24 protein-coding genes are annotated in these 20852 nt (G+C 62.0%); 1 reads left to right on the top strand and 23 read right to left on the bottom strand.

Annotation, left to right across the window (positions count from 1 at the left end; translation table 11 throughout):
• Nucleotides 1-3: 3 nt before the first annotated feature.
• The 10 genes from EDE12_RS07985 to EDE12_RS07940 all read right to left on the bottom strand — a co-directional run bounded on the left by EDE12_RS07985 (nucleotide 4) and on the right by EDE12_RS07940 (nucleotide 9789).
• Nucleotides 4-1164, bottom strand: a complete 1161-nt coding sequence (locus EDE12_RS07985) for a hypothetical protein (RefSeq protein ID WP_024879105.1) — start codon at nucleotides 1162-1164, stop codon at nucleotides 4-6.
• Nucleotides 1161-2258 carry a flagellar motor protein MotB gene (locus tag EDE12_RS07980; protein WP_026598009.1) on the bottom strand — a complete coding sequence of 366 codons (1098 nt, stop codon included), beginning with the start codon at nucleotides 2256-2258 and terminating at the stop codon, nucleotides 1161-1163. Before EDE12_RS07980 ends, EDE12_RS07985 begins: the two co-directional genes overlap by 4 nt.
• Nucleotides 2255-2911, bottom strand: coding sequence for a hypothetical protein (locus EDE12_RS07975; RefSeq protein ID WP_026598008.1), 657 nt, complete (start codon nucleotides 2909-2911; stop codon nucleotides 2255-2257). Before EDE12_RS07975 ends, EDE12_RS07980 begins: the two co-directional genes overlap by 4 nt.
• Complete coding sequence (fliF, locus tag EDE12_RS07970) at nucleotides 2911-4560, bottom strand: flagellar basal-body MS-ring/collar protein FliF (protein ID WP_024879102.1); 1650 nt, start codon at nucleotides 4558-4560, stop codon at nucleotides 2911-2913. Before fliF ends, EDE12_RS07975 begins: the two co-directional genes overlap by 1 nt.
• 142 nt (nucleotides 4561-4702) lie before the next feature.
• Nucleotides 4703-5614 carry a flagellin gene (locus tag EDE12_RS07965; protein WP_024879101.1) on the bottom strand — a complete coding sequence of 304 codons (912 nt, stop codon included), beginning with the start codon at nucleotides 5612-5614 and terminating at the stop codon, nucleotides 4703-4705.
• Nucleotides 5615-5989: 375 nt separating this feature from the next.
• Nucleotides 5990-6901 (bottom strand): flagellin, encoded by a 912-nt coding sequence (locus tag EDE12_RS07960; RefSeq protein ID WP_024879100.1) that lies wholly within the window; start codon nucleotides 6899-6901, stop codon nucleotides 5990-5992.
• Between the two features lie 261 nt (nucleotides 6902-7162).
• Complete coding sequence (fliP, locus tag EDE12_RS07955; protein ID WP_024879099.1) at nucleotides 7163-7897, bottom strand: flagellar type III secretion system pore protein FliP; 735 nt, start codon at nucleotides 7895-7897, stop codon at nucleotides 7163-7165.
• A complete protein-coding gene (locus EDE12_RS07950; RefSeq protein ID WP_026598007.1) occupies nucleotides 7894-8496 on the bottom strand; it encodes a flagellar basal body-associated FliL family protein in 603 nt (200 codons plus the stop codon). The genes fliP and EDE12_RS07950 overlap by 4 nt, the downstream gene beginning before the upstream one ends.
• 19 nt (nucleotides 8497-8515) lie before the next feature.
• The gene (gene flgH / locus EDE12_RS07945; RefSeq protein ID WP_024879097.1) at nucleotides 8516-9241 is read right to left on the bottom strand and encodes a flagellar basal body L-ring protein FlgH; all 726 of its coding nucleotides are present in this window, start codon (nucleotides 9239-9241) and stop codon (nucleotides 8516-8518) included.
• Nucleotides 9238-9789, bottom strand: a complete 552-nt coding sequence (locus EDE12_RS07940; RefSeq protein WP_024879096.1) for a hypothetical protein — start codon at nucleotides 9787-9789, stop codon at nucleotides 9238-9240. Before EDE12_RS07940 ends, flgH begins: the two co-directional genes overlap by 4 nt.
• Nucleotides 9790-10031: 242 nt before the next feature.
• Between EDE12_RS07940 and EDE12_RS07935 the strand changes: the two genes are divergently transcribed.
• Complete coding sequence (locus EDE12_RS07935) at nucleotides 10032-10700, top strand: response regulator transcription factor (protein ID WP_024879095.1); 669 nt, start codon at nucleotides 10032-10034, stop codon at nucleotides 10698-10700.
• Between the two features lie 66 nt (nucleotides 10701-10766).
• Here EDE12_RS07935 and EDE12_RS07930 read toward each other — a convergent pair whose 3' ends face one another.
• From EDE12_RS07930 to EDE12_RS07870, 13 genes are all read right to left on the bottom strand, one after another.
• The gene (locus tag EDE12_RS07930) at nucleotides 10767-11234 is read right to left on the bottom strand and encodes a flagellar basal body-associated protein FliL (protein ID WP_245275710.1); all 468 of its coding nucleotides are present in this window, start codon (nucleotides 11232-11234) and stop codon (nucleotides 10767-10769) included.
• A 16-nt stretch (nucleotides 11235-11250) separates the two neighbouring features.
• The gene (locus EDE12_RS07925; RefSeq protein ID WP_026598005.1) at nucleotides 11251-11634 is read right to left on the bottom strand and encodes a hypothetical protein; all 384 of its coding nucleotides are present in this window, start codon (nucleotides 11632-11634) and stop codon (nucleotides 11251-11253) included.
• Nucleotides 11635-11719: 85 nt separating this feature from the next.
• The gene (locus tag EDE12_RS07920; protein WP_024879092.1) at nucleotides 11720-12187 is read right to left on the bottom strand and encodes a rod-binding protein; all 468 of its coding nucleotides are present in this window, start codon (nucleotides 12185-12187) and stop codon (nucleotides 11720-11722) included.
• 43 nt (nucleotides 12188-12230) lie between these two features.
• Nucleotides 12231-12623, bottom strand: a complete 393-nt coding sequence (locus EDE12_RS07915) for a hypothetical protein (protein ID WP_245267235.1) — start codon at nucleotides 12621-12623, stop codon at nucleotides 12231-12233.
• 5 nt (nucleotides 12624-12628) lie between these two features.
• On the bottom strand, nucleotides 12629-13384 hold the full coding sequence (locus tag EDE12_RS07910; RefSeq protein ID WP_024879090.1) for a flagellar biosynthetic protein FliR: 756 nt from the start codon (nucleotides 13382-13384) through the stop codon (nucleotides 12629-12631).
• Nucleotides 13381-15465 carry a flagellar biosynthesis protein FlhA gene (gene flhA, locus EDE12_RS07905; RefSeq protein WP_026598004.1) on the bottom strand — a complete coding sequence of 695 codons (2085 nt, stop codon included), beginning with the start codon at nucleotides 15463-15465 and terminating at the stop codon, nucleotides 13381-13383. Before flhA ends, EDE12_RS07910 begins: the two co-directional genes overlap by 4 nt.
• Nucleotides 15466-15518: 53 nt before the next feature.
• On the bottom strand, nucleotides 15519-15785 hold the full coding sequence (gene fliQ / locus EDE12_RS07900; RefSeq protein WP_024879088.1) for a flagellar biosynthesis protein FliQ: 267 nt from the start codon (nucleotides 15783-15785) through the stop codon (nucleotides 15519-15521).
• Nucleotides 15782-16195 (bottom strand): flagellar hook assembly protein FlgD, encoded by a 414-nt coding sequence (gene flgD, locus EDE12_RS07895; protein WP_024879087.1) that lies wholly within the window; start codon nucleotides 16193-16195, stop codon nucleotides 15782-15784. The genes fliQ and flgD overlap by 4 nt, the downstream gene beginning before the upstream one ends.
• Before the next feature lie 18 nt (nucleotides 16196-16213).
• Nucleotides 16214-16624, bottom strand: a complete 411-nt coding sequence (flbT, locus tag EDE12_RS07890) for a flagellar biosynthesis repressor FlbT (RefSeq protein WP_024879086.1) — start codon at nucleotides 16622-16624, stop codon at nucleotides 16214-16216.
• A 7-nt stretch (nucleotides 16625-16631) separates the two neighbouring features.
• Nucleotides 16632-16979 carry a flagellar biosynthesis regulator FlaF gene (gene flaF, locus EDE12_RS07885; RefSeq protein ID WP_024879085.1) on the bottom strand — a complete coding sequence of 116 codons (348 nt, stop codon included), beginning with the start codon at nucleotides 16977-16979 and terminating at the stop codon, nucleotides 16632-16634.
• Nucleotides 16980-17006: 27 nt separating this feature from the next.
• Nucleotides 17007-18056, bottom strand: coding sequence for a flagellar hook-associated family protein (locus tag EDE12_RS07880; RefSeq protein WP_024879084.1), 1050 nt, complete (start codon nucleotides 18054-18056; stop codon nucleotides 17007-17009).
• 15 nt (nucleotides 18057-18071) lie between these two features.
• Nucleotides 18072-19559, bottom strand: a complete 1488-nt coding sequence (gene flgK, locus EDE12_RS07875) for a flagellar hook-associated protein FlgK (RefSeq protein WP_024879083.1) — start codon at nucleotides 19557-19559, stop codon at nucleotides 18072-18074.
• A 24-nt stretch (nucleotides 19560-19583) separates the two neighbouring features.
• On the bottom strand, nucleotides 19584-20822 hold the full coding sequence (locus EDE12_RS07870; protein ID WP_024879082.1) for a flagellar hook protein FlgE: 1239 nt from the start codon (nucleotides 20820-20822) through the stop codon (nucleotides 19584-19586).
• Nucleotides 20823-20852 lie beyond the last annotated feature (30 nt).

Below are 20852 nucleotides of genomic sequence, written 5' to 3'. Positions count from 1 at the left end.
GAGTCATCTGCGTGTCGCCCGCTGCAGCAGCGCGTCGGCGTCGCTCAACGCCTGCTGCGCAGAGCGCTCGACCGTCGAATCGGGACGCGTCGCCTCTTGGGCCGGCGTGGTCGCCGCGGCGGAAGAGACGCCGTCGGTCACGCCCTGAAGACGGCTGATCGCGGCGGTCACGATGTTGCGAACTTCGACATCGGCCGAAGGCAGAATTCTCGGATCGATTTTTTGGAACTCCGCTTCCGCCGTCTCGAACTCACCAGTGAGCCCGGCGATCGCAGCGCGATAGAGCTCTACGCGCGCGCGGGCGGCGGGCGTGTCTGCGAGAGGCCCTGCATATTGCGTCTCCGTCGTCGCCAGGGCGACACGGCCGCTCAGAATCGCTTGCCGCGCGACGCCCATATGCGTCTCGAAACGCAATCCTGGCGAGGCGCCTTTCAGCAGACCGCGGAATTCGCTCAAGCGGGAATTGTCGCCATTGGCGGCCGCGCGCAGCGTCGCGGCGCGCATTTCGTCCCAATAATTGCGGGAGAAAGGCGATCTTGCGTATTGCGAGCCATAGCGACGGCCGAGCACGAGAAATTTTGTGGGATCCTGCGTCACATCGACGATCGACATCTCGCGTCGCAGGGCGGCCTCCTCGACAAGGGAGCTCGGCATCAGCAAACGCGCGAGATCGAACAGCTCGCGCGCCTTCGCTCTATCGGAGCCGATCAGCAATCCGCCTTGGATCAATGCGAGATGCGCGGCGAGCGTGTCGGACTGCGTTCGCGCATCGATCGGCGCCAGCAGCTTGGCGGCCTCGTCATTATGGCCTTCCGCATAGGCGACGGCGCCGGCGACGAGCGGCGTTTCGGCATCGGGGATGAGATGGGCGTCGAGAATTTTGCGGATCGAGCGGGATGGGCCGCCGCAGAACAGGAAGATCGCTGCGGCGACAGAATTGCTCTTTTCCTTCCAGGCGTCGGCTTCGAGCGAAGCGACGACCTGCTCTATGCGCTCGATCTGCGCAGGAATCGCGCCACGGGCGCCGGCCGCGCCCTGCACCATCGACCCTTGCAAAGTGTTGAGCGCGCGCACCTGCTCGGTGAGCTCGCCCGCTTCGGCGCAATATGCCGGACCGAAGCTCAGGCCAGCGGCGAGAATGACGGCTCGCGCGAATATCCTCACCGATCGCTCCTGCGCAGCAAGATTTCGATGCGGCGATTGACCGCCGCGAGCGGCTCTTTGGGAGTCTTCGGCCGACGATCGGCATAGCCGGCGATCTTCACCACGCGCTTCTCGGGAAGCCCGCCGCGCACGAGCATGTAATAGGCCATGTTGGCGCGATCGGAAGAGAGACGCCAATTGTCATAGGTCGCCGATTTGTAAGATCGACCGTCCGTGTGTCCGCGCAGCTCGATCTCGCCGCTCTGCTTGGCGAGGAGGTGGCCGATTTGGCCGATAATGCGGACGGCCTGCGGCCGCGGCTCGACGGAGCCGACGGCGAACATCGAGAATGCGGCGTCGTCCGTGAGGCTGATGAGCAGCCCTTCGGACGTCTCCGCAACCTCGACATGCGGAGCCGCGCGCAATGCGGCGAGCTCGGCTTTCACGACCTTCTCCACTGCGGCCTTCACACTGGCGGCCGTTGCGTCGCCCTTCTTGTCCTCGCCTTGCGCCGAAGCCGCCCCGCGCGGAGGCTGCGCCGCAGATTTGCTCTGCGGCGTCGATGGCGCGGGCTTTGCGCGCGGAGCTTCCAGCGGCTCGGCCGTCGTCGATTTGTCCGGCGAGCCGCTGTCCTCGATACGCTCGTCCACATAGCCGACGCCATGGGCGCTGCGATCGAAGGGGTCGCCGAAGGACGAAGGCTGCGCCGATTTTTTGTCGATCTCGTCGAGAGTCGACATCGGGTCGTAAAGGAGCGCGGCCTCGCGCTGTGGGCTGTCCTTCTCCGCGGAAGCCGGCGGCGCCGAGGCCGGCGCGCCCTTGTCCGGCGCAGTGTTGGATTGCTGGCTCTTTCCCTGCCCCGCTTCGGCTGGATCACGCAGCCCCTTATGCGCGGGGTTAGAGTCGATGAGCTGCACGGGATTGAAATATTGAACGATCGCCGCCTTGGTCTCCTTCGATGTGGAATTGATGAGCCACATCACCAGAAAGAAGGCCATCATAGCTGTCATGAAGTCGGCGAAGGCGAGCTTCCAGACGCCGCCATGATGCGCTTCCTCTTCATCGCCATGCTTCTTGCGAATGAAGATGATCTCGCTTTCCTCGTGATCGCTCATGCGGCGTCATCCCCTTCGCGCAGCTGCGCCATCCATTCGCCGAGACGCGTCTCGATCGTCGTGGCGTCGAGACGCGCACGCACGTCGACGCCGCCGACATCCTCGATCTTCGTGGCGATATCCTCGCCATTGAGCTTGGCGCAGACCGCCTCGAGCAGATCCACGGGTCCGCTGAGATGAATCACCGGATTTTCCCGATCGGCGATGAGAATGCGCAGAGTGTCCATGAGGGCGACGAGCATCTTCTCTCTGATCTCTCGCACCACGAAGGGCTCGAGAATGCGCTCGACGTCTTCGCCGATGCGCGCGGAGTAGCGGCCGAGCGAGTCGCGAAATTCACGACCGAGCCGCTCGCCTTCTTCGCGCGACCAGCGACACCGCTCCTCCTCTAGCCGCTGCGCGACGGCCGCGCGCTCGCGCGCGATCATCTCGTCGCATTCGGCCTTGGCGGCGGCGCGCCCTTCCTCGAGCAATTGCTCGCGCAGCTCATCGGTGAGAACGGGTCGGATATCTTCCGACTCGGGCTCTGGGAGATCGATCGCCGGCTCCGGCTCCGGCTCGTCGAATTCGATGGCGAGCGGGGACGGCTCGGGCGCGAGGATTTTCGGCTGCTCGTCGAAACAAGGAAGATAGAAGGCGACCGAGCGCGCCATCAAACGCGTCCCTCCGCATACATCCATTGCTTCAGAATCGCCACGGCCTGCATCTCATCGGCCTCGATCAGCTGCTCGAGCCGCTTCTGCTGGGTGAACGTCTCCTGATCGGCGATATCCTCGATCAGCCCCGTATCGATCGCCGCCGCCATTGTGAATTCTGGCGCCTCGAGCGGAGTGAAGGGCAGCTCTATGCCTCCATCGAGGTCGAGCATCGGCGAGGCATTCTCGGCGAGCGCCGCGCTCGGAGTCTCCGCGAGCAGCGCACGGGTCGCGGGACGCAGGCCGAAGATGACGAGCATCACAGTGACGGCGATCAGCGCCAGAGCATTGATGACCGAGCCGAGCTGATGCGTGAGCGCGTCGGCCCAGCCCGGCGCCTCGACCGGACCCATATCGTTTTCATTGGGCATGAATTCGACAGCCGAAACCTTCACTGTATCGCCGCGCTCCTTGTGCAGGCCCGCGGCCGTCGAAACCAATTGCTCGATCTCCTTGATCTGCCGCTCGACCGCATCGGGCTTCGGCGCATCCTTGCCGGGACCGCCGAGGCTGGCGCGATTGACCAGAACGGCGATGGAGATGTTCTCGACCGTATAGCCGCCGCTGACCGTGGTGATCGTCTTGGACGAGAGCTCGAAATTGGTGAGCTCCTCGTTCTTCTTGTTCTCGTCGTTGGACTGCTTGCCCTCGGATGCGGACGGCTTATTGTCCTGCGGAATATTGCGGTCCGAGCCGGTGGATCCGGTGGTGCTGTTGTTCTGCGACGTCGAATTCTCCTTGACGACGCGCACCGATCTCTCGACCCGCGACTCGGGATCGAAGATCGTCTCATTGGTCTGCTTGCGATCCGTGTTTATCCGCGTTCGCACGCTCACCTGGAAATTCGACAAGCGCAGATAGGGCGTGAGGGTACGGCGGATATTGTCCTGAATATCCTTGGCGACGGTGCGCTCGAGCGTCAGCGTCTTGCCGGGCACGGCGTCATTCTCATCGCCTTCGGAGGTCGTGAGCAGCATGCCGTCGGTATTGAGCACTGTGACTTGATCGACCGTCATGCCGGGAATGGATGCGGCGACGAGATGGCGGATCGCATGTGCCGCTTTGGAGTCGTCGGGGCTCTCCGTGCGAATGACGACGGAGGCGGAGGGCGGCTGCTTGGCGCGGCGGAACGAGCCTTCGTCGGCGAGCACGATATGCACGCGTGCGGCCTTCACGCCGCGAATCAGCTGAATGGTTCGCGCCAGCTCGCCTTCCAGCGCGCGTATGCGCGTCACCTCCTGCATGAAGGAGGTGAGGCCGAGCGAGCCGACCTTGTCGAACAGCTCGTAGCCGGCGTTGGCGCTCTGAGGCAGGCCTCTTTCGGCGAGCATCATGCGCGCTTGCGCGGTCTGGCCGTAGTGGACCGAGACGGCGTTGCCCTCGGGATTGATATCGAATGGAGTCCCGTTCGATTTCAACGCGGCGCCGATGCGGCTCACATCCTCTCGATCGAGGCCGGCGTAGAGCACCTCGAAGTTCGGACGTGAGAGATAATAGGCCGCGACCCCGGTCACCGCCAGGACGAGGACAAAGATCATAGCGAGTGCGGCAAGCTTGCGGGGACCAAGTCCGAGCAGATTGTCTCGCAGCTGAATAAGGCGATCCATCGGGGGCGTTTCATCGGGTTGACGCGATGCGGTTCCCCAATGTGCAGGCGGTGGCTTGCGCGAACTTTGCCGATCGTCTCGGCTCAGACGAGGAAGGGCCTCGCCGTCGGCGGCGAGACCCTTGCTCGGATCGTCGAAATCGTCACTGGAACAGCTTGAGGATGATCTGGCTGTTCTGGTTGGCGATCGACAGCGACTGGACGCCGAGCTGCTGCTGGGTCTGCAGAGCCTGCAGGCGCGTCGAGGCCTCGTTCATATCGGCGTCGACGAGCGAGCTGACGCCATTGGTGAGGGCTTCGTTCAGCGTCTTGACGAAGGCGGCCTGACCGGTGATCGTCGTCTGCGTCGCGCCGATCTGCGCCGCATATTTGGTGAGATCGGAGATCGCCTTGTCGGCGTTGGTCAGCGAATCGGTGATGACCGAGCTCGAGGAGACGTCCGTCGTCGACAGATTGGTGAAATCGGTCGCCGCGGTCGCGCCCGTTCCCTGCGCAGCTTCCAAAATGCCCGAGCCGGCCGCAACCGCAGGCGACGCGCCGCCGCCGCCGATCAGCGCGGTCGCCGTAAGATTGATCGTGTTGAGCGCCGAAGCCGTCGAGCCGCCGCCATCCGTGTAAGAGGCGATAAAGGCGAAGGAAGACTGCGAGCCGTCCAGAATGTTGAGGCCGTTGAAGCTCGCCGAGGCGACGATGCTCTTCAGCTGATTGCTGAGGCCGGTCAGGCTCGTGCCGATCTTCGCCGTGTCGGCGCCGGGCTGCGCCGCCTGCGCGACCGCCGATTTGATATTGTTGAGCACCGAGATCGCATTTGTGACGGCGGTCTGGGCGATGTTGAGGAGCGATGAGCTCACCGTCATCGAATCGCCGATCGTCGACAGCACGCCTTGATCGGACTTCATCGTCTCGGCGATCGACCAGGTCGAGGCGTTGTCGGTGGCGCTCGAAATCTTGAGGCCGGTCGAAACTTCCTTCTGGGTGCTCGCAAGCGCCTGCTGCGTCGCCCGCAGCGACTGAAGGGCCGTGATAGCCGAGGGGTTAGTGAGAATGCTGGACATGACTCATCGATCCCTTTTGGGGTGAAACTAGTGACGAAAGGCATCCCGGAATTTCACCGGCTCGACGGAAACGGCATCATGCCTTTGGGCTCGGGAGCCCTATCCGAAGCAATCATCGGCGGAGCGCCACATCGCGGGAGCCAATCCACTCGACGACCCGTCGAAACCGTTCCGGTCTCGACGGTTACAGCACAGCCTGCACGGTGGTTAACCTAACTAGATAACCTTAATAAAGGTCTAAACGGGCAAAGCGTCCGCCGCGCACGCGCGACAAAAAAAGCCGCGCCCCGGAGGGCGCGCCGTCTTGGCGCGCGCGACAAAAAAAAGCCGCGCCCCGAAGGGCGCGGCTTCTTTTCGGATTTGGAGAGTGGCGTATTACTGGAACAGGCGCAGGATGATCTGGCTGTTCTGATTGGCGATCGACAGCGACTGGACGCCGAGCTGCTGCTGCGTCTGCAAGGCCTGCAGGCGGGTCGAAGCTTCGTTCATGTCGGCGTCGACCAGCGAGCTGACGCCCGCCGTCAGACCTTCGTTCAGCGTCTTGACGAAGGCGGCCTGGCCGTTGACGCTGGTCTGCGTCGCGCCGATCTTCGACGCATATTGCGTCAGATCCGCGATCACCTTGTCGGCGTTCGAGAGAGTGTCGGTGATCGTCGAGCTCGAAGCGACGTCGGAGGACGACAGGCTCGTGAAATTCGTCGCGGCGGTGGCGCCGGTGGCCTGAGCGGCCTCCAATATGCCCGCGCCGGCCGCGACCGCCGGAGAAGCGCCGCCGCCGCCGATCAGGGCGGAGACCGACAGGTTGATCGTGTTCAGCGCCGAGGCCGAAGTGCCGGTGCCGTCGCTATAGGAGGCGATGGAGTTGAAGGTGCTGCGCGAGCCGTCGAGCAGATTCAAGCCATTGAAATTCGCCGAGCTGACAATGCTCTTGAGCTGATCGCTGAGACCGGTGAGGCTCGTGCCGATCTTGGCCAGATCCGCGCCGGGCTGAGCGGCCTGCGCGACGGCGGATTTGATGTTGTTGACGACCGAAATGGCGTTGGTCACCGCGGCCGTAGCGACGTTGAGCACAGAGGAGCTGACCGACAGCGAGTCGCTGATCGTCGAGAGAACGCCCTGATCGGATTTCATCGTCTGAGCGATCGACCAGGTCGAGGCGTTGTCAGTGGCCGAAGAAATCTTCAGGCCCGTCGAAATCTCCTTCTGCGTGGAAGCGAGAGACGACTGGACCGAGCGCAGCGATTGCAGAGCGGTGATGGCGGAGGCGTTGGTCAAAATGCTGGTCATGACTCGTCGATCCTTGGATGAGGTGAACGCGACATCCCGGAAACTCACCGGCTCGACGGAAGCGGCATCATGCCTTGGGCGCCCTGCCCTATCCGAAGAACTCTGTCGACGGCGCGCCTGCTGTCTCGCATAGCCGCGCCGGACAATCGGATATTACACGTAGGGCGCAGGATCGCCACAAATCGCGGAAAATGCGATTAATGAAGGGCTAACAGGGATTTGGAGCCGCGCTGCCGGCTTGGCGCTCCCTGGGACGCTGGTTCAGCCGTAGGAGCGGATGAGGCTGCCGACGAGGAGATTCCACCCATCGATGAGGATGAAGAACAGCACTTTGATCGGCAAGGAGATCGCGGTCGGGGGCAGCATCATCATGCCCATCGACATTGTGATCACCGCAACGACCATGTCGATGACGAGAAAGGGCAGCACGATGAGAAAGCCGATCTCGAAGCCGCGACGCAGCTCGGAGATCATGAAGGCGGGGGCGAGAACCTGGAGACCGAGCTTCTCGTAATCTCCGGTCGTCCCTTTGTCCTTGGTCAAATTCTCGAACAGCTTGATGTCCTTGTCGCGCACATTGGCGATCATGAACTTGCGGAACGGCTGCGAGATTTTGTCGAACGCCTCCACCTCGGTGATCTTATTGTCCATCAACGGCTTCAGCCCATCCTTCCAGGCCGCGTCGAAAGTCGGCGCCATCACATAGAAGGTCATGAACAAAGCGAGGCTGATGAGCACGAGATTAGCCGGCGTGCTCTGCAGCCCCAAGCCGCTGCGCAGAAACGACAGCGCTATGGCGAAGCGGGTGAAGCTCGTCACCATGATGAGCAGGCCCGGCGCGATGGAGAGGACCGTCAACAGGACGAGGATCTGCACGATCCTGCCACTGGCCGCGCCGCCTCCTGCGGGCAGCAGTGCGTTGAGGTCGAACCCCTGCGCCAGAGCGGCGGTCGGCGCAAGGAGGAGGAGGAGAAGGATCGCGGCTGCGCGCTTCATTGAACGACCAGGGCTTGAATGATGACCTCCTGAATGTGACCTTCCGAACGTGTCGCCGCCCGATCCGTCAGATCCTCGTGCAGGCGCCGCAGCCCGTCCGAGCCCTCGAGCGAGGAAAGCGTCATCGTCCGCAGAAAGGCGACGATGTCCGCGGTCACTTGCGAGATCAATATGTCCGGCTGCGGCACGGCTTGGGAATCATAGACGATCGACGCCTGAAGGCGCACCCATCCGGTCTCCGGCAGGGCGAGATTGGTGACGATCGGCGCGAGCTCCTTGAGCTTCATCTTCGCCTGCGGCGCATCCTTCGCGCCTTCGCTCGGCGCGGCGGCGCCATGTCCGCCATGCGCCTGCCCGCCATGTCCCTGCGCGCCATGCCCCTTATCGGCGGACTCCGCGCTTTTTTTCGGCGCCGCGCTCTCGGCCGGCGCCGGCTCGGCGGGTTTGGCGGCCGTGGACGGATCGCCGGTCAGCGTGAAGCCGAGGAAGCCCCCGCCTCCGGCGCCGAGAACCGTCGCGACGATGAGCGCGAGCGCCAGCTGACCGGAGGACGACGAATGCGTTTCGGCGGCGGTGGTGGTGCCAGACGGCGCGGCCACGTTCCTTCCCCTTCCTATCTCAGAACGGCGCGAATATGTCGTAGGCCTGCTGGCCCCATGCGGGCTGCTGCACCTCCGTCAATCGCCCACGTCCGCCATAGGAGACGCGCGCCTCGGCGATCTTGTCGTAGGAGATCATATTGTCCTTGCCGATGTCGCGCGGCCGCGCGATGCCGGCGATCGTCAGCACGCGCAGCTCGTAATTCACGCGGATCTCCTGCGACCCGCGCAGCATGAGATTGCCATTGGGCAGAACCGCGGTGACGACGGCGGCGACCGAAAGCCGAATCTGCTCCGAGCGGTTGATCGACCCCTGCCCCTGCGTCGAGCTGCTCGACTGCAGATCATTATTGACCGTGCCTGTCCATTTGCGCTCCGGCGGAGCGGATGACGCGCCAGCGAGGAAATCGAACAGAAACGACCAGGTCGTCTTGACCTTCGAATCGCGCGAGCGATCGGTCGAATTGCCGAGCACCGCCTTGTCGTCCATAGATATGTTCACGGTGACGACATCGCCGACGGTCATCGCGCGCACATCGCGATAGAGATTGACCCTGTTCTCGTCCAGCCGCATCTGCGGCCCGAGCGCCGGCGGACGCGTCGAGCCGGTCGGCAGCTGATCGTCATAAGCGGACAATCCGCTGCCGACGGGACTCATATGTGGCTCGCGCCCGATGTCGCGCGGGTCCGTGGCGCATCCGGCGAGCGCCAGCGCCGAGCCGATCGCTATAGCAAGCCGCTTCATTGCTTCTTTCCGCCGCCGACGAGGCTCGACAGAGCGGCGACCTTCTTGGTCAGCACGACGGCGCGGGAGGCCTCCATCTCGTTGAGAATCGCGCTGGACTGCTTTGGCTGCAGCCGCATGAGCATGGCCGCCGCCATGTCCTCCTCCATATTCGCGAATTGCGCGGCGGCGGCTTCCGGCCGCATGCGTCCATAGATAGAGACGAGCCGTTCGTCGGTCTGCTTCAGCAGCGTGTCGTAGCGATCGAGCACATCCTGCAGCTCCGCGCGCTTGGCTTCGAGCTCCGCGGTGCGCTTGGCGATTCGCTGCTCGATATCCAGCAGCTCCTTCTCCTGCCGCGCATTGCGAGCGGCGCCGGCGGCGGCGGCTATATCGGCGCAATATTGGCGCGCATCGGGAGGCGGCGGCGCGGCGCGCGCCTCTCGCGCCCGCGGAGGCTCCTCCTTGGCGACAGGCTCCGCCTTCTTCTGCTCCGCTCCGACGGCGAAGGCGCATGAGACGAACGCCGCCGCGGCGACGAGCGGAAGCGCCTTTCGCAAATTTGACATTGGATCTGGCCCGGGGTCTGGCTCGACGTCTATGTTCGACGAACCATAGGCTGACCGATCCGCCTTGCGTGTGGCTTGCTCGAGACGCAGCGCGCGGCGAACACCGCGGACACAGGCTGGTAAAGAAAGCATTACTTTATTTGGTTACTATTTCGTTGACGCCGCGGAATCGATGCGGCTAAGTAGTCCGTATAGTGATTCGCGCAGATTGCCAGGGCGAGACAGATGTCAAGGGGACGGCAATGTTCATAATCGTCGATGAGCGTGAACTGGTGACGAGTGGGTATGCGCGCCACTTCGGCCAGGAGGGAATCTCCTCGGCGGGGTTCTGTTCCGGGCAGTTCATCGATTGGGTCGACTCCGCGGTCGAGACGGATATGCTCGCCGTGGAGGCCTTTTTGATCGGGGAGTGCCCGGAGCGCGAAGAGCTGCCGAAGCTCATTCGCAAGCGGTCTCAGGCGCCCGTCATCGCGATGAACGAGGCGCCGTCTCTCGAGCAGACGCTCGGGCTGTTCACGGCCGGCGTCGACGACGTCGTCCGCAAGCCGATTCACGTGAAAGAGATTCTCGCGCGCGTCTACGCTATTCGTCGCCGTGCGGAGACACGTCGCGATCATGCGGTGGTCGGGCCGATGCAGGTGTTCTTCGACGGCCGCGATCCACTGGTGCGCGGAGAGCCCTTCAACCTGCCGCGACGCGAGCGCAGGATTCTCGAATATTTCGTGATGAATCGCGGGCGCCGTCTGACCAAGTCGCAAATCTTCAACGCGGTCTACGGTCTCTTCGACGATGTGGTCGAGGAGAATGTCGTCGAGAGCCATGTGAGCAAGCTGCGTAAGAAGCTGCGTGCGCGCCTCGGCTATGACCCGATCGATTCGCAACGCTTCCTCGGCTATATGATGGTCGGCTGAAAAGCGTTCTAAGCTTCGATAATTGAGAGAAAGGCTCTGGCCGGCGTTACGCCGGCCGGCCTTTTTTCAGTGTGGGATATCGTCCTTCGGGACGAAGGCGAAGCTCTTGACCAATGTCTCGCGCACGAGCTCGCCGCCCAGCCTCTCGTTGATGCTCTTGGTGAGCTCCTTCGTCAGCGAATTGAGATCGTATTTTTCGATTCGCCGAAAATCGAGGTTGTTGTCGGCATAGAGCCGACGAAACGCCTCATCCATCACATAGCTGTCCGCATCGACCGGCGCGCCGCCGCCGCCATGGCCTCCCTTGTTGGACGCCTCGACGACATAAGCGAATTCCGCCGAAATATAGCCCTTCAGCGTCCCTTCCGAGATGATCGGAACGGTGATCGGCTTGACCTTCTTCACCTCGAGCTTTTCCGCATGCTGCGCCGCTTCCCCCGGCGCGCTGCGATGCGATTTCCAATAGGACGCGCCGAAGGTCGAGCCCAACGTCACCACGCAGGCCCAGATCCCGATCAAAACCATGCGCATCATCGATAGGGCTCCAAAATCAACGTTCCACCGATGCTCTCGTGGAATAGGTTCCGTCGGACTCCGCCATCTCGATCGTGCAGATCATGATGCCGGCAATCTCTCGCATCGCGCGAAGGCGCCGTTCCAGCAGCTTTCCATTTTCGACCAGAGTGGCGCGCAATAGTTCGACCTTCGCTTCGATCGCGGACGAACGCGGCGCCGCATAGGCCCGCGAGGCGCGCGAAAATTCGAGCAGCGCATGAGTCTTGCGCGCGTTGAAATCCTCGAAGTCCACATTGGCGCGTGATCGCAGCGCCTCGGTCTCGCGCTCGATCAGCCGCGTCAATCGATCGACGCAGCCGACGAAAGCCGCACGCCGCGCCTCCTGTGCATGATCGCTCCGGAACGGCGCTCCACTCATTCTCTCATCGCTATATCGATGCGCAGCCATGTCCCATATCCATTCGAACCGGTTCCAATCACAGTCGCGGATAACGCCGACGACCTCACGACGTCTTTGTGCGCTCATTGCTCGAAGACAAATTGTGATCGAGCAGCTTGCGCAGCCCCAGGCCGCCCGCTTTCGCGATCTGATCGCCGATCTGCTCGGCGATCATCGAGCGCCACACATCGCCCGCGGTCCCATGACCGAAATAGCCGTTTTCCGATTTCGGAAGCATCGTCTCCAGTGACGATTGAATGATGAAGGCCTCGAACTTTTGCGTCGCCTCGCCAGGCCGAATTGGCGCCCGCGTCGCGGCTGCCGTCCCATCCCAGACGACAGGCGCCGCGACAGCGAGCTTCGCGGAGGGCGACGCCTTGCCATTGTCCGCGACGACCGCAGCAAAGCCATCGACATTGCTCGGCGTAGCGTTAGAAACTTCGCTGAGGCGCGTGACCGCCGCATTGCGACGAACAGGATCCGCGGCTCTGGCGACTTCGGTGACGAGATCGGTAGCGGGAAAGATCGACATCGGTCTCCAATCCTTCGACAGCGAATTTTCTACATGAGCAGACTTACGGCGCGCTGAAGTCGCGCGGCGTCGTGCAATGCTCGATCACCTCGCGCAACGCCTCCAGCTCCATCGCGCGGTCTCGCTCCATCTGAGCGTCGGCGACAAGCCGTTCCGCCTGCTTCACGCGCTTGGCCTGCTCCAAGGTCACATTCGTCTGCCGATCGACCTCCTTGCGAAGCTCCTGCTGCTGGCGAATATTGGCTTTCAGCCTTTGCAGCACCACTTCCGGAAAGAGCGTGATCAAATTGCGATTTCCGTCGAGACATTCGACGATTCGCGTCTCCTCCTCCTTCAATTCGCGCGCCCTTCGCTCGAGCTGAGACAGGCGCCCCACCTCGATGCGATGCAATTGCTCATGGACTGCGAGAATCCGCCGCTGATTTTTCCAATTCATCGCCATTATCCCGACAAGAGCCAAGCGCCGAACGCCGAGGAAAAAGCCGTGAAGAAATCATCGGCCATCACATAGAACCAATAGATGCCGAGCCCGATCAGCAGCGGAGTCGAAACAAAATAGACGGGGACCGACGGCGTCATGCGATTGAGAAAGCCGAAGGCGAGATTGACGATGAAGCCGAACAAAAGAAACGGACTGCTGATGCGCAGCGCGAGCAGAAACGATTGGGACAGCACATTCGAATATTCCCGCAACATTCCGTCCGCGGGCATTCCATCCCTTACAGGAATCGCGGAATAGGATGCGAAGAGGCCGCGAATCATCTCCCAATGCTGATCGAGCACGAAGACCAAAGTCGTCGCGCCGAGCATGATGAACGAGCTCATGGCGGGAAGCGGCTCCGCCTCCTCCACAGCCGACCCCAATATATTTCCGAGCCCGGTCGTCATCGCCGCCGCTGTCGTCATCGTCTCCAGCGCGAAGAAGAAAAGACGCGCCATCGAGCCGATGAGCACGCCGATGACAAGCTCCCCGATTACGACGAAGAGCACGCCGCCCGGCGTAGCGTTCGCCACCACTGGCGTGACGACATCCGCGAGCGCCGGCGCCAAAGCGACCGTCAATCCGATGGCGATAAACAGCCGCGCGCGCACCGGCACCCGTTGGCTCGCGAAGCCAGGTATCGTCATGATGCAGCCGCCGATCCTGCAGAACAGCACGAAGAGCGTCGTGACGACGCTCGTCAGCCCCGCCGTCACGAAATCGTCCCGAGCGATTTGATCTCGACGCCGCGAGCGATCTCGAGATGCGAAAGAATGGGAAGCGCCGAAAAGAGACGGCCGACGATCATTTTTACATAAGGCCGCGCTTCTGGCGTCGTCACCACCGCAAATACATCGCCGCGCTCTATGCGCTCGCGAATCGCAGTCCCCGCCTCCTGGCCAAACTGCTCGATGAGCGACGGATCGGCGTTGAACTCGACGATCTCGCCCTTCGCGTCACGGCGGAGACTCTCATGGAAGAACAGGTCCCAACGCGCGCCGAGCCGCAGCACGCCGAGCGTCCCGTTCACTGCAATCTCGCCGCAAATTTGTGGCGCCAACCGCGTCCGCACATGCTCCACGATCGGCTCCGCGCGTCGCGCATAGGGAACCACCTCGCTGACCGCCTCGAGAACGAGATCGAGATTGCGGATCGACACACGTTCGGCGAGCAGCAGCTTGAGCACGGAATGGAGGCCGGAATTGGAGATGAGATTCGGCACCATCTCGTCGATGAGCTTGCGATATTCGGGCTCGAGACGATCGAGCAGCATGCGCGCGTCGCGATAGGACAAGAGCTGGGAGAGATTATTGCGCAGCACTTCCGAAAGATGCGTGAGCAGCACGGAAATCGGATCGACGGGCTCGAATCCTTCGCGCCGCGCCTCGGCGACGAGCGCATCGGGAATCCAGAACGACTTGAGACCGAAGGCGGGATCGACCGTCTCATCGCCCGGAAGATCGGGCTGGCGGCCCTGCCCGACGATGATGAGATGCTGCCCGAGCTGCAATTCCTGCGTGGTGACGACTGTGCCGTGGATCTTGATCTGATAGCTCTTCTGCTTCAGCGCGAGATCGTCGGTGAGCTTGATCTCCGGAATCACAAATCCATACTGACGAGCGAAATTGCGCCGCATCTTGCCGACGCGATGCGCGAGCTCGTCCTGCGACATCAGGAGACGGGCGGACAGCTGCTTGCCGAGACAAAGCTCGACGCCCGGCGTCTTCAAATATTCTCGGATCGAATCCTTGGCTTCCGCCTGCGCGCGCCTGTCGTCCTCGGCCTTCTTGGCTTGCTCGCTGGCGCGGAGCTTTGCCGCCTGCTTCGGCGTGGAATAGGCGACGAACGCCATGGCGCCGCCGAGCATCATGAACGGAGTGAGCGGCAGACCCGGCATCATCGCCAGCACGAACAGCAGAGACGAGGCGACATAGAGCGCCTTCGGGTAATTGCCGAGCTGCCGAACGATGTTTTGCTCTGTCGAGCCCCGTGTGCCGCCCTTCGACACCAGAAGGCCTGCAGCCAGCGACACGATGAGCGCGGGAATTTGCGAGACGAGACCTTCGCCCACCGAGAGCTTGGTGAACACATCGGCGGCGTTCGACAAAGGCATGCCATGGCGCGTGACGCCGATGACGATGCCGCCGAAAATATTGACCGCGAGGATCACGAGGCCCGCGATTGCGTCGCCTCGCACGAATTTCGACGCGCCGTCCATGGAGCCGAAGAAGGAGCTCTCCTCTTCCAGCTCACGGCGGCGCAGCTGCGCCTGCTTCTCGTCGATCAGCCCGGCCGAGAGATCGGCGTCGATCGCCATCTGCTTGCCGGGAATCGAGTCGAGCGTGAAACGCGCGCCAACTTCGGCGATACGCGTCGCGCCCTTGGTGATGACCAAAAAATTAACCGTTACGATGATAGCGAAGACCGTCAGACCGATGACGAAGTCGCCGCTCATCACCAATTTGGAAAAGCCGGCGATGATATAGCCTGCCGCGGCGGTTCCCTCCGCGCCATGTCCGAGAATGAGGCGGGTCGTCGCTATGTTGAGCGAGAGACGCAATATCGTCGCAACGAGGAGAATCGTCGGAAAGGCCGAAAATTCGAGCGGTTTCTGGATCCAGAGCGACACCATCAATATCAGCACGGCGAGCGCGATAGAGAATGCGAGGCCGATGTCGATGAGGAAGGGTGGAATCGGCAGAAAGAAAATGCAGAGGATGAAAATGATCGCCAGAGCGAATCCGACGTCCTTCACGCGTCCCTCGGGCGCGCCCCCAGCCAATGCGACGTCGGTCATCTCTCGCTCCCAGCGGCTCCTCGCACCCCGCGACGTCGCGGGCGCTGCCGCCTTCAGAATCCCTTTTCGATACGCGAATACGCATAATCAGTGAACGCTTGAATCTGCGCGCCGAGAAACGGCGCAGAGAGCCCGAGCGCGACGAAGATCACGATGATCTTCGGCACGAAGGTCAAGGTCATTTCCTGAACCTGCGTGAGGGCCTGAAGCAGCGCGATGACGATGCCGACCGCCATTGCGGCGCCGACCACCGGGCTCGAGACAATGAGCACGGTGAAGATCGCGCGCTGCATGATCTCGAGCGCGTCCGCCTCGTTCATTCGCTCACCGTGACGCCCGACCCGAGAGAGATGGTCTTGCCGTCAGTGAGCGTCGCAGTCACGCCGGAACTCGATGTCGAGACCGAGGCGACGACGCCGGAGGTCGAGCCGTCGGAAGACGACACTGTCTTGCCGATGAACGAGCTGGCTTGCGTGAGCAGATTGGAATTCAGGATCGAGGTCAGCGTCGTGTTCGTCTTGACCGCTTGCTCGACCGACGAAAACGAGGCGAGCTGGGAAACCGTCTCGGTCGGATCCATCGGCTTTGTCGGATCCTGGTACTTCATCTCGGTGACGAGAAGCGTCAGAAACTGGTCGTAGCCGAGCGTCTGCGTCGAGCTGCTGGAAGACGACGTCGAGCTCGTGCTCGAGGTCGCGGTCGCATTGGTGACGGAGGTCGTCGAGGTCACAGTCACTGTATCGCCTCCTCAGGCTGCTTTGCCGCTGTCCTGCGCCGCGCTCGGCGCCAGTATTTCGGACTCGAATGGGAAAAGCGTACGAATCGTCTTCAACGCATCGAACATTCGCTTGTCCTCGACATATTTCGCAGCCAACGCCAGCCCATTGAGAATTCGCGGATCGGGAAAGGCGGTGTTGAGCGAGGCCAGCATGCCGCGGCACATGTCCGATGCCGCCGCTGTGTCGTTCGGCGACATCAGCATCAGCTGCACGACGAAGTAGAGCTGTCGCAAAGGCGACGTCGCGTCTTTCGCCTGCATGACGTGATTCTCGAGCAGGAACGTCACGTCGTTGAGCAGCTCGATGCAGACTTTTCGGTCGGCGCGGATCACCGCGCCGTTGAGATAGAGCTTCTCGCCCCGCCGTAACGAAATATTCATGCCGCCCTCAGCTCAGTCCATCGGCAATCATCTGATTGATCTCGATGACGCCGTCGAAATTGTCCGACCTGCCGCAGTCGATCGCCTCGAGCTCACGAAGAATCCACAGGCCGATCGAGATGAGCGAAGCTCGCAACGCTTCGGGAAGCGCGTTTCCGTCGCTGCCGAGGTCCTCGATGAACACGGTCCAGATTCGGCGCATGTTCCCGGTCGCCTCGAACGACTCGCTGCTTCGAACCCCTTTGACCTTGGCCACCGCGAGCAGCCGGATCGCCCTCTCGAGCACGGCGCGCTCTCGGCCGCGGGCCACAGCGGGGGAGTCTTCGACCGTCTGAGCATAGACATTACGATACATGCGATTCTCTTCGGATCATTCGTGCGCTCAGATATATTTCGACAGCGTCAGCTGTTGAATCTTTCCGGTCAGCGTGTACGACGTCTCGAGCTGAGTGGTCAGGTTGTTCAGCCGCGTCGACGCTTCATATGGGTCGACGTTTTCGAGCGAGCCGATCTGCGTCTTGATCATGTCACTCTGCGCCGAAAGCGATTCATTCGCATCCGAGACGCCCTTCTGCATCACGCCGACTGTCGCTCGCAGATTGGTCAACCCCGATATAGCGTCAGACATTGTGGCAGATGCAGTCTTGAGAATCTGTTGATATGCGGAGCTGCTCAAAGATTCGACGCCGAGATCGGCGACCATTGTGTAAGCCTGAGCGAGCTGACGCAGCGATGTCTCATTTGCGGACACAGAGGTCTCGGAAGTCTGCGACAAGGAGATTCTGTTCGTCGCCGTCTCATCGGTCGCGCTAGACCAATTGCTGCTCCACCCGGACGAAGAGAACAGATCGGCGAATGAGCCCGAGAGGAAGGTCGCCATCTGCTGATCTGTGATGGCGCTCGCGCCGGCGTCGCCTTGCGCGACCCCGAAGGCGCCGAAGAACGCCTGATCGACCGACTGCTTCGCGGTCGACGGAGTAGTGGAGAAGTAGTCAGCGAGCGGCGCGACGGCGGTGTTGACGCCGCCGAAAATCTGCACGCCGTCGACGCTGGTGTCGAGCGCGGAGATCAGCGATTTCAGTCCAGTCTCGGCATAGCCCTTGATGGCGCCGGGATCGCTGCCGGCGCCCGATTGCGCGCTGACCAGCGTCTGCAGAAAGTTCTGAGCCGTGCTGGCGATCGAGCTCAGCGCCGTATCCGTCGCGCTGAGACGAGTCGTGATGACATTATTGCTCGCTGTCAGCGCGGCGAGATCATCGGCGTGAAAGCCGTAGGAATAATCCTGCTGTATCGCGGCGCCGAGGCCGAGCCCGATATCGGCGAGGCGTCCGGTCGAGACTTCCGCCTGAGTCTTCGACAATTGCGTCTGAACGTCGAGGACAGACCGTCGCAGCGCATTGGTGAGCGATTGGGTCGAGGTGATCGAGACCATTTGTCCGTCCGTTCGTCAGAGCGCCTGGAAGAGCGCGGTATACATGGCGTCTATGGCCGAGATGAGCTTTGCCGACGCTTGATAGGAGTTTTCGAGATCGAGCATTTTCGACATTTGCTCATCGAGATTGACGCCGGTGGCGCTGGAGAGCGCGTCGGTCGTCTGCGACAGCAGCGTCGACTGATAGGATTCGGTATCCGTCGCCTGTTGACGCTGGGCCTCGAACCAACCGAGCGAGGATGTCGCATAGTCTGTGAGAGACAGGCTGGAGCCGAGGCCTGCGGAGGGATCGAAGCTCTGCGCTGTCGAGAAAGAGTCGACGAGCTGGTTTATGCGATCCGTAAAGCCCGCGGCGCCAGTCGTATTATAGAGATAGGCGGAGTTGGTCGGATCAGAAATGCCGCCGTCGCGCAGCCGAGTGAGATCGCCGCCCTGGCTCGGATCGGCGTTGGGATTGACGATGATCTGGCCGGCGAGACCGGGCACGACGCTCGCCCCCGGCACTGATGTTGCGCCGGAATAGGTGAACAATCCCGGCGCCGTCGTTCCAAAACCGGATTGATCGCTTTCCGCGAAAGCAGTGATCAGTCCGCGTGCGGTTTCATCGAGCTGATTTTGATATTGCGGCGCGACGACGTCACGAAGCTGCGTGAGGCCTTGCAGCTTGCCGGACTGAATCGCCATGGAGGCGGAGGCGCCGGTCACTGGCACGCCATCCACATAGACCGCGTTTCCGGTAGTCGAGGCCGCGTAGGCGCCGGTCGCCTGAAAGGTCACCGATCGCGCCGTCGTCTCGAAGAGCGTGGCGCCGCCGTCGGCGTAGATCACCATATCGTTATTGGCGCGCGTGACCGTGGTCACGCCAATCTCGGACGAGAGCGATTTGAGAAGAGATTCGCGCTGGTCGAGAGCGGATGAGACGTCGCGCCCGACCTGCGTTCCGGCGACGACTTCGGCGTTCACCTGCTGAAATTGCGACAGGATCGAGTTGATATTCGCGACAGAGGATGCGATCTCGCCATCGGCCTGCGTGCGCAATTGCTGCACGGTCGAATCCGCCGTGTTGAGCGCCTGCGCCACCGCCTTGGCGCTCGAAAGCACGTTTTGCGCGACCGTCGTGCTCGAAGGCGACGCACTATAGCTCTGCAACGCGCTTTTCAGCGCCGAGAGCAGGGACGCCGGCGAGCGATTTGTGCTCGTGTCGGACGCTGTGCCGGAGGATAGCCCGAGCGCCTGATCGATCTGGTCGAAACCAGAAGACAGCGCCGCCGCCGAGGCTTGCGTCGCGGTCGCCTGCAGGGAGTTCTGAACGAGCGCGGCGTTGGTGGCGCGCGCGACGCCATCGATCTGCGTTCCGCCATTGGAGCTCGTGGAAACGAGCGCCGTCTTGGTCGCATAGCCGGAGACATTCACTCCGGCTATGTTGCGTGATACGACATTTATTTGCGCGGCGATCGTTCCGAGCGATTGATTGGCGATCGCTCCGGCATTCGTGAGTGACATGGCGACCGCCTATCTTTGTGTCGTTTACTTCAGATTGTTCAGCACTTGCATCACTTCCGACGCGACCTGGAAGACCTGGCTGTTCGCGCTGAAGGAGCGCTGGGCGACGATCATGTTCGACAATTGCGTCGCGAGATCGACCGTCGAGCCCTCGAGCTGATCGGATGCGATCGCGCCCATGCTTCCGGAATTGGCGTCGCCGAGATAGGCCGCGCCGGATTCCTTGGTGACGGCGAATGTGTTGCCGGAGAGCGCCTGCAGATTGCTCGGGCTCGCGACCGTGCCGAGCGGAATCTTATAGGCGGACACCGACTGTCCATTGCCGAGCACATAGCTGAGCGTGCCGTCCTTCGCGATGCTGACGCTGCTGACCTGCGATGCCGCATTGCCGTTGATCGTCGGATTGGAGACGGAGAAGGAAGAGCCGAGCTGCGTCAACCCGCTGAGATCGAGCGCGAGCGTGGAGCCATCGGGCACGGCGATCGAAGCGCTGGAGCCGCTGCTTATGCTGCCGTCGGTGGCGGAGAAGGTGAGCGACTGAGTGGTGAGCGGGCCAGACGAATATGGGAAGCCGCCACTCGTCGCATCCGCGGCGTTGTAAACCGACATTTCCCAATTGTTGGAAGACGTCTTGGAGAAATAGACGTCCAGCGTCACCGCATTGCCGAGATTGTCATAGGCGGTGACGGAGGTCTTGTCGGTGTAGGTCGACGTCGAGGAATTCGCGGACGGCAGGTCGGCCGCCGCGATCACGTCGGCGGTGGAGGGAAGATTGGCGGTCAGCGAGCCCTCCGTCGAAGCCGTGCCGATCTCCTTGCCATAGGGAATGGTGACGGTGCTGAGTTCGGACGGATCCGTCGGCGCGGAGGCGGCCGATGAGCTGTAGCCCATGAGATAATAGCCGGCCGTGTTGACGAGTCGACCTTGCGAGTCGGGAAGGAACGAACCGGCGCGCGTCAGATAAGTGTTGCCGGCCGCGTCGCTGACGACAAAAAATCCGTCACCCTGAATGGCGAGATCGGTCGCCGACGTCGTGGTGAGCGTGCTACCGGATTTGGTGACTTCGATGACGTTGCTCGCGCTGACGCCGCCGTCGGCGTTATTGCCGCCCTGATAGCTCGTCAACAGAGTCTGGAATTGCGTGGTCGCCTCTTTATAGCCGACCGTGTTCGAGTTCGAGATGTTCTCCGCGACCGCGCTGAGCGCCGTGGTCTGCGCCGACATGCCCATAACCGACGTGTTGAAAAGCGCGCTCGCCGTCATCTGTCATTCCTTCATATCCGTGAGACGCCG

Origin of the sequence: Methylosinus sp. sav-2 (assembly GCF_004366495.1) — a bacterium.
In the GTDB taxonomy this organism is placed as follows: domain Bacteria; phylum Pseudomonadota; class Alphaproteobacteria; order Rhizobiales; family Beijerinckiaceae; genus Methylosinus.
This window is presented reverse-complemented; position numbering and strand designations above follow the sequence as displayed.

Coding starts and splice junctions, on each gene's coding strand:
- EDE12_RS07980 (WP_026598009.1), bottom strand. CDS start 2,258: ATGAGCGATCACGAGGAAAGCGAGATCATCTTCATTCGCAAGAAGCAT.
- EDE12_RS07975 (WP_026598008.1), bottom strand. CDS start 2,911: ATGGCGCGCTCGGTCGCCTTCTATCTTCCTTGTTTCGACGAGCAGCCG.
- fliF (WP_024879102.1), bottom strand. CDS start 4,560: ATGGATCGCCTTATTCAGCTGCGAGACAATCTGCTCGGACTTGGTCCC.
- EDE12_RS07965 (WP_024879101.1), bottom strand. CDS start 5,614: ATGTCCAGCATTCTCACTAACCCCTCGGCTATCACGGCCCTTCAGTCG.
- EDE12_RS07960 (WP_024879100.1), bottom strand. CDS start 6,901: ATGACCAGCATTTTGACCAACGCCTCCGCCATCACCGCTCTGCAATCG.
- fliP (WP_024879099.1), bottom strand. CDS start 7,897: ATGAAGCGCGCAGCCGCGATCCTTCTCCTCCTCCTCCTTGCGCCGACC.
- flgH (WP_024879097.1), bottom strand. CDS start 9,241: ATGAAGCGGCTTGCTATAGCGATCGGCTCGGCGCTGGCGCTCGCCGGA.
- EDE12_RS07940 (WP_024879096.1), bottom strand. CDS start 9,789: ATGTCAAATTTGCGAAAGGCGCTTCCGCTCGTCGCCGCGGCGGCGTTC.
- EDE12_RS07935 (WP_024879095.1), top strand. CDS start 10,032: ATGTTCATAATCGTCGATGAGCGTGAACTGGTGACGAGTGGGTATGCG.
- EDE12_RS07930 (WP_245275710.1), bottom strand. CDS start 11,234: ATGATGCGCATGGTTTTGATCGGGATCTGGGCCTGCGTGGTGACGTTG.
- EDE12_RS07925 (WP_026598005.1), bottom strand. CDS start 11,634: ATGAGTGGAGCGCCGTTCCGGAGCGATCATGCACAGGAGGCGCGGCGT.
- EDE12_RS07920 (WP_024879092.1), bottom strand. CDS start 12,187: ATGTCGATCTTTCCCGCTACCGATCTCGTCACCGAAGTCGCCAGAGCC.
- EDE12_RS07915 (WP_245267235.1), bottom strand. CDS start 12,623: ATGAATTGGAAAAATCAGCGGCGGATTCTCGCAGTCCATGAGCAATTG.
- flhA (WP_026598004.1), bottom strand. CDS start 15,465: ATGACCGACGTCGCATTGGCTGGGGGCGCGCCCGAGGGACGCGTGAAG.
- fliQ (WP_024879088.1), bottom strand. CDS start 15,785: ATGAACGAGGCGGACGCGCTCGAGATCATGCAGCGCGCGATCTTCACC.
- flbT (WP_024879086.1), bottom strand. CDS start 16,624: ATGAATATTTCGTTACGGCGGGGCGAGAAGCTCTATCTCAACGGCGCG.
- flaF (WP_024879085.1), bottom strand. CDS start 16,979: ATGTATCGTAATGTCTATGCTCAGACGGTCGAAGACTCCCCCGCTGTG.
- EDE12_RS07880 (WP_024879084.1), bottom strand. CDS start 18,056: ATGGTCTCGATCACCTCGACCCAATCGCTCACCAATGCGCTGCGACGG.
- flgK (WP_024879083.1), bottom strand. CDS start 19,559: ATGTCACTCACGAATGCCGGAGCGATCGCCAATCAATCGCTCGGAACG.
- EDE12_RS07870 (WP_024879082.1), bottom strand. CDS start 20,822: ATGACGGCGAGCGCGCTTTTCAACACGTCGGTTATGGGCATGTCGGCG.